Source organism: Geodermatophilus sp. DF01-2 (assembly GCF_004571065.1).
GTDB lineage: Bacteria > Actinomycetota > Actinomycetes > Mycobacteriales > Geodermatophilaceae > Geodermatophilus.
Genome location: NZ_SPQN01000022.1, coordinates 37,030 through 49,341 on the forward strand (window position 1 = coordinate 37,030; position 12,312 = coordinate 49,341).

Here is a 12,312-nt window from a genome sequence, read left to right on the forward strand (position 1 = left end):
TCGCTCTATCAAGGGGGATGGGGGGTGTGCGACCTAGCCTCCACGGCGTGAGAAGGCCGCTGATTAGGTGCTCACGCATAAAGCCAAGCGAAGGTTCGGAAATCGCAGCGTACGCGACGGCGTCGGAAGTGTAAGTCGTTAGCAGTCTGGTGCCATGAATTTGTATGGTGGCGACCCGAAAGTGATGACCTGTGCACTTGTGATCGCGTCTGAGGATTGTGTGCACGCTGGTCCGCATTTGGTGTCGCCGGTTGGGCTCGACGGCATGCACCCAAGTGAAGAATCCCTGCGGTGACTGGCCACCTGGGTCATCCTTTACTGCTTCCATCAATGTCTGCGCAAGTGGCAGAGACATGGCCTTTGCAGCTTGATCTCGCGACTCAAGGACAAGGGCGGTCTTAGCCGTCCAGTTCTCGATGATGCGCAATTCTTCGGGCTTGAGCGTTACCTCACGCCCGGTGAACAAATCAGAAAGACAGGGCTCTGAGGCCTCCTCGAGCCTCCTCATCCAGCCAGTGTTGCAGTCCCGGCAGACGGTCCCTTGGACAGTCCACGAAAAGGCGGGGTCAGCGGGTCTTGGTTCGTCCACCCGCTCGATCGGGCCGCTGATGGAGAACTTGCTATACCAGGCCAGGAGGTGGAGCCCCGGCGTGCCGAAGCCGTACTTCCTGCGCCATTTCCGCGCTAGGACGTGCTCACTGGTGTAGTTGCGGCCCGTGGCGCTGCGGTGACAGAAAATGCAGACGCTAGCGGGATTGCCAGAGGCGTCCCTAACTATCGACGGCATCGCCCCTCGCTTACCTCTTCTGGTTTCGACACTATGAGGCTTATTCGCCGACGAGTCCGTCACACTCGTCGGCGAATAATGGAGTAATCTATAGCAGGCTCAGACGCTGCCTTGTTCGGTTATGGAGTCACCGCACCTGTCGGGACGGCAGGTGAGCATTTCCGATTACAAGTTGCTTGGATAGAGGCGTTGATAGCCGGCATGCCGGCGGTGCCGTGGATGGTCGGCGGACTTCCGCGGCACCCGTCTCGTTGGCAGCGGCACACCTCTCGCGCGTTCCCTGAGTTGGCGTTCGAGGATGCGCTGCGGCTGGCCTTGCGACCAAGGACCGCGCCTGGACGTAGTTTTCCGCCAGCTTCTTATGAATGGTCTTGAGGCGCTGACTAACTGCACTGACAGAGCAGCCGTGGCGCTTCGCAATCTCCGCAAGGGACTTGTCGTCCCGATAGCGCGCGAGCACGAGAACGTTCTGCTCGGACGACAAAGTGTCGAAGAAGATTTCTTCCTCGTCCGCTGAGCCAGGCAGGTAGATCGAGGACTCCACCTCGGGCAGATCGTCAGACGGGACAGGAACCTCGGGGACGTGATGACGCTCGACCGCGCGTTCCGCCTCACCGCGCACGTAGCGCATGAGATAGCTTGTGAACCCGTCCCGGCGGCCGTCGTGGTGGAGCACGGCCTGCACGAGGCCCCAGCGACCGCCGTTCACGAGGTCGTCGAACACTGAGGCCGGTCGCTCCATGCGCCGGACAACTGACTTGATCAGCGGCTCATAGCGCTTCAGCAGCTCATTCATGGCGGGGGAATCGACAAGGGCCGCGGCCCGTGCCTCCGCGAGCAACGTCCCGGGGTAGACCCCGAGGTCGGTCTGCTCGGCTGCGAACACAGAAAAGCCCATCCCGTGAGGCTCCGTCTTCTTGTAGGAAGAGGGGCGCCCGAGATGGGCTTGTGAACCGGTGGCTCGCCTCGTCAGTAGGCCCAGGACTGTTGCCCAGGCAGTGCGACGAACCCCTCAGTGTTGAGTTGTAAGCCAAATGATAGTAGCAGGTGGCTGCCTGCGTGAGCCTGGCAGCCACCTGCTGCAGTCGTACTAGGCAGCGTCAGCCGCCCCGGTTTCGTCCGTGGCCGAGTCGTCCTTCTCGACCACGCTGAGGTCGATCAACTTCAGGGTGTTGAGGGCAGCCGTGAGCGTCGCGGACCACACGAAGGCCCTCTCCTGCTCGTAGAACGCCCGGCGGGGGCTGTCGGGGTCGGAGTCGACCTCGGCGTTGCCGAGCGTCCAGAGCAGGACCTCGAGCCCGGCCCGGAAGCGCGGGTTCGAACCGGGGCCCTGGTAGAGCTCCGTGTAGAAGGGGTGGGCGACGTTGAGGTACAGCACCCGGGTGCCACCCTCCTGGACGCACCTGAAGAACGCGGCACCCGGCATGTCCTCGGTCTCGACCTTATGCGCCTGGCCGGTGCGCTCAGCCTCGAGCTCCAGCTGCACGAACTCCGGCTTCAGGCCAGACTGGCGCGCCCGGCGGTTGGCGGACTGCTCGAAGTTGTCAGCGGCCTCCTTCAGGCGGACCGGCGTGTCCTTCGGCTTCGGCGTGATACGCCTCTGTTCTGCCGCCTCGATCGCTTCCACCGAGGCGCGACGCTCGGTGCCCGAGTTCTCGGTCTTGTTGGTGTGGGTGGCAGCGTCCTTCTGGTACGCCGAGCGCATCGCGCCGATGGCGGACCAGATGTTGGCCTTGTCCTTCAGGATGTCCCAGACGCGCTCATCGGGCTTGACCTGCTGCTTGGACGTGGTGATCGAGAAGAACTCGTCGAGGGTCGCGTCGAAGTCCACCTCGATGCCCCAGAAGCGGTCCGTCGTGGCGTTGAAGCTGGCGAGCGACCGAGGCGGCCGGACGACGTCGATCTGCCGCCCGTTGCGGAGGAATATGACGCCGTTGTTGGCGTCAGCGATCTCCAGGCGCGGGTTCATGTTGCCCCGCCCGGGCTTGTTCGTGTGCTTGGCGTCGGGCTTGCGGAAGAAGGTCGCGGGCAACCGCGAAAAGCGGACCCGCATCCGGCCGATGACCTCACCAGTCTTCTTGTCGGTGACATCCACGACGGCCGGGTCGAGCGCGATGGCGCGGTCTTCGTCGAGGTCGTAGTAGCGGAAGCCTTCGGTCAGGAAGAGCGGGTCACAGGGCTGCACCGTCTCTCCGTCGACGGTCATCGGGGTGGCCGTCAGGTAGTTGCGGTAGATGACGCCGAGGTTGGTCAGGAGGTCAGCCCTGAGCTTCTCCCGCTGCTTGTAGTCGGTGCGGTCGAGACCCTCCCAGACGACGACAGTGCCGCTGACGAAGGACGACCAGCGGTTGGCCTTCTTTAGGTAGTCCACGACGAACTCCGGCGGCTCGGCGAGGGTCTGGGACGGCATCTCGATCCGTCCGTCCTTGGTCCACTTGTGGTCCTTGATCTCGTCGATGTCCAGGTAGGCGGTGTTCCAGGCACCGTCAGCGGTCTTGGAGTAGACCGATACCCGGTGGCACTGGCTGACCGAGGCACTCGGCAGGCCGTAGCCGTACTTGCCGAAGCCGTCGCGGTTCTCTGCCCGCGTGCCGGCGCCCCACACGAGCGAGGCCCGCACCATGGTGGGCTCCATGCCGTAGCCGTCGTCGATGATGGCGATGTGGGAGGGCATGTTGCCGCTCTCGAACCCGAAGACGATGTCGATCTGCTTGGCGTTGGCCTGGATCGAGTTGTCGATCAGCTCCGACATGGCGAAAGCCGTGCTCTTGTACCCGATGTCCCGCATGCCGCGGACGAAGGCGTCTCCCACGAGGATGTCCCAGCTGAACTGGGCGTCCTCCAGCTGCTTGATGTAGTCCCGCTGGACCCGCAGGCCTTCACTGGCGGTCGTGATGGTGTCCATGTCTAGCTCCCTTGATCAGTTGGACGCGCCCGGTTGGCTCGTCACGGAGGGGACGCTGGTAGTAGGAGCACTCGTGACTGGCGAGTGAAGGATCCGGCGAAAAACCATCCCGGCCGCCGCGAAATCCCAGGTCAGAGGCTTGGCTGCGGCCGGCGATCGAGGGTTGCGACGCGCCCGGTTGTCCTGCCAAGGTTCGTTGTCGTACCCCTCTGGCAGAGTGACAACGGTGTAGTACGGACGAGGGGATGGATCATGGCGACCGGCGGTAGGACGGTCTTGGGTGGGGTTGGGGGTACCCCTGCGGGAACCCACGTGCTCAAGGTTGTCAGTGTCCAGGTCGACCGGATTCGTCCGGAAGAGGGACTCGATCGGAAGCGCGACCGCGAGGGCCATAAGGAGCTGCGGGACTCAATCCAGCAGTTCGGCGTACTCACGCCGGTCACCGTCCGGCTCGCCCCGGATGAGTCGGGGGACTACCTGCTCATCAAAGGCCAGGGCCGAACCTTAGCCTGTCGGATGCTCGGTCTCCCTGAGATCCCAGCGGTGGTGGTCGACGACGCCTTCGCAGACAACGAAAAGGTGCAGCAGTTCCTCGTCGAGAACGTGGCGCGGCTGCGGATGCGGCCGATTGACCGAGCGATGCTAATCGCCCGCGCCCGCCAGAATGGTGAGGAGACCGCCGAGGTCGCCCGGAGATTCGGTGTCTCGTCTGCCACGGTGCGACGGCTGGAAGCGCAACTCGAGGACGCCGGCCCGCGCGAGGTCGCAGTGCTCAAAGAGGGCAACGTGAACCTCACTCTCCACGCCGTCATAGCGCGCTTCACCGAGCCGGGCGAGCGTGGCGATGTTGTCGCTGCCGTGGCGCCGTACGCCCTACGACCCAAGGAGATGCAGGCGCTGTTCACCGCCCTCGGTTGGCCGCAGTTGGTCGCCCTCGGCAGCGAATACGCACTGCAACGTATTGCCTTGCTGCAGTGGGCCTGTCAGACCTTCGTGCGCCTACCGGTGTCATCGATGAGCGAAAAGATGCGGCAACTTGCAGCTGAGCTGCCGTTGGAGTTCTTGAAATCCTCACGGACCGGTGTGGTGATGTAAGTGAAGCTCGTCAGAGTCAAGTTCGATGACCTTGTTGTCAGCGATGAGCTGCGCCGCTCTGGCAGCTCCAAGCAATTCGAAGATCGGCTGAAGGCGTCGATCTCGGAGATCGGCCTCGCTGAGCCGTTGAAGGTTGCGCGTACTCCCGAAGGAAAGTTCTTGATTGTTGACGGTGTGATGCGCTACCGCGCTATTGTGGCAATCCGGGGAGTCGATCCATCAAAGTTTAAGGTGGTACCTGCATACCACACCGATTTTGCCCGGCGATTCGAGATCCGGTACCAGACAGACATCTATCAGGACCTGCTGCCGAGTCAGCTTGCCGGACTGGTGGAGCACCTCCACAAGGCCGAGCAGGTGAGTAAGTCCGACATCGCTCGGTACATCGGCGTGTCGCCAGCAACGCTGCGGAATTACACCGGCCTTTGGCGGCTCATGCAACGTGGCGGTCTTTTCGCCCAAGTGGTCGAACTGATGGATGCTGGCGTCTTCCCGTCTTCCAATCCCTTCGCTTGGCTGCGTCTCACCGCTACAGGTCTGCGGCACGTCATCGAGTCAAGTTTCGCGACTGAAGGGGCGTCCGCCGAGCAGTGGGTCGAGCAGTCACTTCAAGAAGCCCGGCGGGGTCAGAGCGTCAAGCGCTACCCGACAAAGCTGGTCGAGACGGTCACTGACGGGCTGCCGCCGGACATGTACCGTGAGGCCCAAGAGGTCCGGGAAGTGAAGCGCGACCTGGGTCTCCGCCGCGCCGCGGCCGCGCCAACGCTTTTTCCGGCCAAACCCAGGTCTGCCAACGTCGGCGCGGCACGTCGACACTTGACTACTGTCTCCAATCAATCTCGCGAGCCGGTACTACAAACCGCCGCACAGTCGCTCTTGGAGTACCTAAAGTGACAATGGCCGTGGACTGGTCATCCGACGCCTTCTTTGACTCGCCTGAGCGAGACTCGCTGGATGGCGGGACGACGAACTGCGGACCGTTATGGCACAGCGCAAGCGTGCGGTGGGGCCACTCCATGCACACGATGTGCTCGTACCACGGCATGTTCCCAGCCAAGCTGGCCCACTACTTCATCCAAAAATACTCGCGCCCTGGCGACCTTGTTATGGACCCTTTCAGCGGACGGGGCACCACCCCGCTGCAGGCGCGCGTTGAGGGGCGTCGCACCATCAGCGGCGACCTCAGCCCCCTTGCATACGTGCTGTCGAGGGCGAAGGCAAGTCCACCGAGTTGGACGGCAATCATGAAGTACGTCGATGAACTCGAAGCGGCGTACAACAGAGCCGGACGTACCGACTGGGATGTACCAGCCGATATCCGGATGCTGTACCACGAGCACACGCTCGACCAGATGTGCTTCGTGCGCGACCGTTTACTGCGTAGATCCAACTTCGCTGACTGGTCTCGCGAGGATCTGATGGTCGCCGGTTCACTTGCAGGCATCATGCATGGTGCCCACCGGCGTGATGGCACATCGCAATATCTGAGCATCAGCATGCCGAACACTTTCAGCATGGCGCCGAGCTACGTCCGAAAGTTCATCAGCGAGAAGAAGCTCGCAAAGATCGAACAGAATGTCTTCGAGCGGCTGCGTGACAAGCTAGCGCGGTTGTATCTGGACGACATCACCGGACCCGATGGCGAGACTCACGTCCAGGACGCCAGCGCGCTGATGAGCAAGAGCTCCGTTGCCTCAGGGAGCGTCGACTTGATCGTCACGTCCCCGCCCTACCTGCAGGTCGTCAACTACGGCGCCGCCAACTGGATTAGGCTCTGGCTCCTCGGCATAGATGGCGTTTCGCGAGACGGCGGCCAGGGGCGGCGGACGCTCGATGCCGCGCTCGATCACCGACACACGTACGCCTCTTACAAGGGATTCATGTTGCGGACGATGCAAGAGATGCATCGAGTCCTCAAAACTGACGGGGTCGCAGTGTTGGTTATTGGCGACGTAGCCGATCCCGGCAAGGAACCTGTGGCGCTGGCCAAGAAGATTTGGGATGAGGCTGGCGGCGAGACTGGCTTTCGACTGTTGGACCTGATCGAGGACAACTTGTCCGTAGACAAGAAGGTTAGTCGAATTTGGGGCGAGACCAAGGGGCAAGCGACGGACCGCGACTGTGCGCTCGTGCTCGCAAGGTCAGACGGAAACCCAGTCTCTTACGTTGAGAACGTTGATTGGGATGAGCCCTACAAGGATGGTGGCCCTGACGCCGCCCACCTCCGCGGTCGCCTTGCCCGCGCTGGGCTCTAGGGCGGGAGATGCTGATGCCTTCCGGGGCGTATGTGGGTGCACTGTTAGGCATGTGCATGGCTGCAGTCGAGTCATGTTGACGCGGCGTCAAGAGTTCGCGGCGTTGCTTCCCGAGATCGTGCGCTCTGAAGAGCCGGTGGAGCAGTGTCAATTGCGGAGATATACGCGGCTGTTGAGCGTGACCGTCCTGATTTGGTCGATGACGAGGTTGAACCGCCGCCGTCTCACGCTTTGCGGTGGCGGCACGAGCTGCGGTGGGAGATCGAGACGCTCGTGGTCCAAGGGCGACTGCAGCGACGAAAGGATTTAGGTCGCGGGCTTTACTCTGCATGATCGGCGTTAGGACGGACGTGTCCGGTGATCCGTCTTCGCTCGCAGCCTGACGCCGCGGCCCTTGAGTCCCCGCTGCACCGTGCTGGCATTGGTACCGAGCCGCTGGCCGATCTTGGCTGTTGACAGACCCTCGGCGTAGAGCCGGACCGCGACGTCGATCTGGACCTCGGACAAGGCAGCAGAGTCTGAGCGTAACTCGATGTCCCGCCGCCGAAGGTGAGCCCGCACGGTCTGTCGGTGCATGCCGAACTGCTCGCCCAGGGCCTTCAGGTCGGCGCCGCCGAGGTAGGCCGTCACCAGCTGGTCGACCTCTGCCGGCGTCAGCTTGCGGTTGGGTTGGGTGATCTTGGCCTTGGACGGCCTCTGTCGACCAGAAGTGCTTGTCTCCAACTGCGCCCGGGCCTCAGCCAGTTGTCTGAACAGGGGCAATGAGCTGGAAAGAGATCCTCGTAGGTGCACCGGCGTACCCACAGGTCGACCCTCGGCCCGCCACCGGTCTGCACGAGCCGCATCCGTCCGGTCCGCAACGACGTCCAGCTCGTCGCTGACACCGTCGCACGCGGGAGGCGCCGCCCCGACCTGTCCCTCGACCACCGTAGGCAGTCCGACGTCGGGGATGAGTTCGACGACCACCGCGCTCAGCCCCAGGTTCCGGCAGGAGAGAGCGGGGGTTCATCTGTCCCGACCACGCGGATTCCCGGCGCGGGGAGTCCCGGCGGGCCGGGTGGCGGAACACGCCCTGAACGCGGCTCCACGGGTATGCGGGTTCGCGTGACGACGAGCGCCCCCTGCCCGAACAGGGAACCGGGCAGGGGGCGCTCGTCAACCCCGGGCCAGCGGCCCACGAGGACGGTCGGTCACCCGGCCGGCAGGAAGGCCACGTGGGGATGGTCCATGTGGTTGGCCGTGGGGGATCCGCGGTCCTCCATCGCACGCCAGGCCCAACCGGTCCACGGACCGGCGATCCGTTGCCGCCAGATCACGGACTCGACGCCCAACCGGGCCGCGTTGTCGATCACGTACTGGGCGATGGCGTCGCCCTTGGCCCGGTCGGAGTGGACCATGAAATCAGCGGCGCGGCCCTGGGTGGGGCTGTGGCCGGGGCGGGTGACGACCGTGGAGACGTCGAACCGCGCGGTGACCTCGTGGACGGCGGGCCGGACGTGCGGGTCCCACATGCCGTAGGAGCTCGACGTTGGAGTCGGTCTGCCCGATGGCGCCGACGCCGGGACCGCGGCGACCCCAACGGCGGGACGCTCCGATGCTCGGCTGGCCCGCTCGGGGGCTGCAGTCGGCGCAGGGGCCGGGGCCGGGGCCGCTGTGCCGCTGATCACCAGACGCTGACCGACGCGCAGGACGTTCGGATTCGCGCCGATGACCTCGCGGTTGATGGCGTGCAGCTGCTGCCAGGTGGTGCCGTGGCGGGCGGCGATCTTGCCGAGGGTGTCTCCCGCACGCACGACGTAGCCGCCGGACCGGTTCGGGGCGGACGGCGTCGAGCTCGAGCCGCCGATGGTGAGCACCTGACCGATCCGCAGGACGTTCGGGTTGGGGCCGATGGTGTCGCGGTTGTCGGCGTAGACCGTCCGCCACGAGGCGCCGTGGCCGGCCGCGAGCTTGCTGAGGGTGTCGCCGGAGCGAACCGTGTGCTCCCCGGTGTGAGCCTGGGCGGGAGCCATCACCCCGAAGGAGACGGCCGCTGCTGCCGCGATGACCACGGCGGGACGTGCCACGGCCGCCACGGCGGGATTACGGGTGGGACGACGGCGCCGTCCCTTGTAGCGCTTGGGCATGGATGGTGAGCCTCTCGCCGCCTGCGGAGTTAGCTGTCGGGTTCGGGCGAGAGTTGCCCGGCCGCATCCTGCGGCTTCACCCCAAGGCCCGAGGGCCTGGTCCTACGAGGTGGGTCCCCCGCGCCTGCCCGTCGTCTCTACAGGACCGGTGACGGTGGGCAGGTTGGGCGGTGCCGCCATCCGGGTCCACCGATTGGCGAACCCCGGCACCGTAGACAGATCCTCGGCACGGACAGCAGCCCGCAGAGCGACTTTCCCGGGTTCCTCCGCGAGGACGCACGCAGCGTCACGAGGTGCCGGCGCAGTGTCTGTTCTGTCAGCTCGGGCCGATCGCCTGTGGCGGGTTGGCCGGCCGCGCCCGACGCTGGGCCCGCCGGCGGCACCGGAGGCCCGCGTCAGATGTCGCGGCGGTTGAAGACCAGCGCGGTCAGCCCCCAGACCATCGCCACCCAGACCGCTGCCCACAGCAGGTAGGCGACGGTGAGCGGGGCCTCGCTGAGGAACGGGAAGCCCTCGGCCGCGACGTCGAACGCGCTGAGCACGGACGGGTCCTGGAAGGCGTGCATCGCACCCCGCCACAGCCCGTCGGTGGGCAGCAGCACCCGCGACACCGTGCCGACACGCTCCACGCCCTCGTTGCCGAGGGCCTGCCCGACGCCGCCGACCACGCCCGCCACCCACGTCGCGCCGAACAGCCCGACCGCGACCACCCCCGACGCCATCGGGGAGATCACGCTCGAGAGCAGCAGCGCGAGCGTGAGCAGCACGACCGTCTGCCCGGCCAGCAGCGCCAGCCCCGCCGCCGGGTCCGGCGGCCAGTAGCCCACCGCCCACCGGACGACGAGGAACTGGGCGAGCCCGGCCACGGCCACGTACCCGGAGCCGAAGGCGACCAGGCCGAGCCACTTGCCGAGCAGCACCGCCGAGCGCCGTACGGGCCGGGCCAGCATCGACAGCGCCATCCCGGACTCGATGTCCCCGGCGAGGGTCGGCCCGGCCAGGAACGCGGTGCCCAGCGCGGCGATCAGGCTCAGCCCGAACATCACCAGGTTGAGCAGCTGGGAGGCGACCATCCGGGCCTGGCCCGAGGTGAGGTCCCCGAACTCCGTGTCCAGGCCGGCCAGCCGGGAGAAGCCCCAGCCGCTGAGCGTCAGCAGCGCGACGGTGAGGACGGCGAGCGCCCACACCACCCGCCGGCGGGCGGCCTCGCGCAGGGTCAGCCCCGCGGCGATCAGCACGCTCACCGCACACCGTCCCCGGACCGGCCGCGGAGGATGCCCAGCAGCCGCTCCTCCAGGCTGATCCGCGCGGGCTCGACGGCGTGCACGGAGACGCCGAGCGCCACCAGGTCGGCGACGAGGCCGGGCACGGTGCCGCCGTCGTCGTCCGCCGGCAGGACGACGGTGAACCGGTCCCCGCCGCCGGTCACCGTCCCGGCCGCCCGCAGCCGCGCCTCGGCGCGGCCGTCCACCCCGGTGAGGTGCAGCCGGACCTCGTGCCGGCCGAGCAGCTCGGCCAACGTGCCGGACGCCGCCACCCGCCCCTGGTCGAGGATGACCACCCGGTCGCAGACCCGCTCCACCTCGCCGATCAGGTGCGAGTTGAGCAGCACCGCCACGCCCCGCGCCTTGAGCGCCAGCACCACGTCGCGGACCTCGGCCCGGCCGATCGGGTCCAGCGCGCTGGTCGGCTCGTCGAGGACGACCAGCTCGGGCCCGCCGACCAGCGCGACGGCGAGGCCGAGCCGCTGCTGCATGCCCTTGGAGAACCCGCCCACCCGGTCGCCGGCCCGCCCGTCCAGGCCGACCGCGGTCAGCCGGTCGCGCCCCTCGGCCTCGGCCATCGGCACCCGCGCCAGGCGGGCGTGCAGCGCCAGCACCTCGGCGGCGGTGAGCCACGGCTGGTACCGGAACAGCTCGGGGAGGTAGCCGACCCGCAGCCGGGACTGCGGGTCGTGCCCCGGGCGGCCGAGCAGCATGACCTCCCCGGCGTCGGCGCGGACGAGGCCGAGCAGCATCTTGATGACGCTGGTCTTGCCCGCCCCGTTGGGCCCGAGCAGGCCGACCACCTCGCCGCGCCCGACGGTGAACGAGACCTCGTCGACCGCCGTCCGGCGCCCGTACCGCTTGCGCAGCCCGGAGCACCACACCGCCGGGGAGGCGGGCAGCTCGGCGACCAGCCGGGCCGCGGCCCGGGTGTCCTCGGCGACCACGTCTTCGGCAGGCACGGTCAGCGCAGGCCGCGCGCCACGGCGAGGGCCTCGTCGGTGCTCACGGCCCCGGCGACCCCGGTGACCACGCCGTCCGCCACCCACACCACGCCGGCCATGGTGCCGTCCCGGGAGGCGAGCACGGTCGCCGGCTCCCCGGCCACCTCGGCCGCGGCGGTGGTCACCATGTCGGCCGGCACCGGCAGCGGCAGCGTCGTCGGATCGCCGGAGAAGTCACACAGCTGGGCCGCGACCTCGGCGGAGAGACCGGGCAGGGACAACAGGTAGTCGCGCACCGTCCCGAACGGGACGCCGTCGGAGAACGCGGTGGGCGCGATCGCCCGCCCGACCGCCAGGACCGGCAGTCCGGACGGCTGGGTCCACACCGCGGCGGCGCCCGGCCCGGCCTGCAGCCGCACCCGGCTGCCGTCCAGCCCGGGCGGCGGGGGCGGCAGGGCCTCCCCCGTCGCGGCCGCGACCTGCGCCGCCTTCTCGGCCGAGAAGGTGAAGACGGCGCTCACCTGGTCGACCACGTGGTAGGTGGGGTCGCCGGTCACGCCGGTCGGCAGGTCGCCGACCTCGGGGACGGCCAGGCCGGTGCGCTCCTCCGCGGCGGCGGCGTCCGGCACCTCCGACGGGCGGACCTCACCGGTGACCTCCAGGTCCCCGAACGCGGAGAGGTCGGGCAGCGCGACGAGGTCGGTCCTGTCGACGGCGAGCGGCGCGACCTGCTCGGTGCGGAACATCGGCAGCCAGTCGTTGGCCGCGGCGACGCCGGCGCCCGACAGGACGACGACGACCCCGAGCGCCGCGACCGCCGGCCGGCGCAGCGCGGCCGCCCACCGTCCGCGGCGGGCCGGCGCAGCCACCCGTGCGGCCGGGCCGACGCAGGACAGGCGCCTCCACGCGGTGTCGACGTCGGCCCCGAGCAGATC

Annotated in this window: 10 protein-coding genes and 1 riboswitch; of the genes, 3 read left to right on the forward strand and 7 right to left on the reverse strand. The window is 67.2% G+C overall.

The features are described 5' to 3' along the window. Positions 1-914 precede the first annotated feature (914 nt). Positions 915-1,685, reverse strand: coding sequence for a sigma-70 family RNA polymerase sigma factor (locus E4P41_RS08605; protein WP_135140558.1), 771 nt, complete (start codon positions 1,683-1,685; stop codon positions 915-917). 192 nt (positions 1,686-1,877) lie between these two features. Then, positions 1,878-3,692: an ATP-binding protein gene (locus E4P41_RS08610; RefSeq protein WP_135140560.1), complete on the reverse strand. Its 1,815-nt coding sequence runs from the start codon at positions 3,690-3,692 to the stop codon at positions 1,878-1,880. Positions 3,693-4,004: 312 nt separating this feature from the next. On the opposite strand from E4P41_RS08610, the gene E4P41_RS08615 reads away from it, so the two are divergent. The 3 genes from E4P41_RS08615 (at position 4,005) to E4P41_RS08625 (ending at position 7,042) form a co-directional block, all read left to right on the forward strand. Continuing rightward, positions 4,005-4,787 carry a ParB/RepB/Spo0J family partition protein gene (locus E4P41_RS08615; protein WP_167760984.1) on the forward strand — a complete coding sequence of 261 codons (783 nt, stop codon included), beginning with the start codon at positions 4,005-4,007 and terminating at the stop codon, positions 4,785-4,787. Beyond that, a complete protein-coding gene (locus E4P41_RS08620) occupies positions 4,788-5,681 on the forward strand; it encodes a ParB N-terminal domain-containing protein (RefSeq protein WP_135140564.1) in 894 nt (297 codons plus the stop codon). 350 nt (positions 5,682-6,031) lie between these two features. After that, complete coding sequence (locus tag E4P41_RS08625) at positions 6,032-7,042, forward strand: DNA methyltransferase (protein WP_245177200.1); 1,011 nt, start codon at positions 6,032-6,034, stop codon at positions 7,040-7,042. A 339-nt stretch (positions 7,043-7,381) separates the two neighbouring features. On the opposite strand, the gene E4P41_RS08630 is transcribed toward E4P41_RS08625, so the two are convergent. The 5 genes from E4P41_RS08630 to E4P41_RS22015 form a co-directional block, all read right to left on the reverse strand. Further along, positions 7,382-8,008, reverse strand: a complete 627-nt coding sequence (locus E4P41_RS08630; RefSeq protein ID WP_135140567.1) for a hypothetical protein — start codon at positions 8,006-8,008, stop codon at positions 7,382-7,384. 224 nt (positions 8,009-8,232) lie between these two features. Further along, positions 8,233-9,168: a LysM domain-containing protein gene (locus tag E4P41_RS22645; protein ID WP_135140569.1), complete on the reverse strand. Its 936-nt coding sequence runs from the start codon at positions 9,166-9,168 to the stop codon at positions 8,233-8,235. Between the two features lie 6 nt (positions 9,169-9,174). After that, a riboswitch (cyclic di-AMP (ydaO/yuaA leader) is annotated at positions 9,175-9,329 on the reverse strand. 234 nt (positions 9,330-9,563) lie between these two features. After that, positions 9,564-10,412 carry an ABC transporter permease subunit gene (locus E4P41_RS08640; RefSeq protein ID WP_209307604.1) on the reverse strand — a complete coding sequence of 283 codons (849 nt, stop codon included), beginning with the start codon at positions 10,410-10,412 and terminating at the stop codon, positions 9,564-9,566. Next, positions 10,409-11,395, reverse strand: a complete 987-nt coding sequence (locus E4P41_RS08645; protein WP_245177201.1) for an ABC transporter ATP-binding protein — start codon at positions 11,393-11,395, stop codon at positions 10,409-10,411. Before E4P41_RS08645 ends, E4P41_RS08640 begins: the two co-directional genes overlap by 4 nt. 2 nt (positions 11,396-11,397) lie before the next feature. Beyond that, on the reverse strand, positions 11,398-12,312 hold a 915-nt coding region (locus E4P41_RS22015; RefSeq protein ID WP_167760986.1), incomplete at its 5' end, for a hypothetical protein.

Coding starts and splice junctions, on each gene's coding strand:
- E4P41_RS08605 (WP_135140558.1), bottom strand. CDS start 1,685: ATGGGCTTTTCTGTGTTCGCAGCCGAGCAGACCGACCTCGGGGTCTAC.
- E4P41_RS22645 (WP_135140569.1), bottom strand. CDS start 9,168: ATGCCCAAGCGCTACAAGGGACGGCGCCGTCGTCCCACCCGTAATCCC.
- E4P41_RS08610 (WP_135140560.1), bottom strand. CDS start 3,692: ATGGACACCATCACGACCGCCAGTGAAGGCCTGCGGGTCCAGCGGGAC.
- E4P41_RS08625 (WP_245177200.1), top strand. CDS start 6,032: ATGAAGTACGTCGATGAACTCGAAGCGGCGTACAACAGAGCCGGACGT.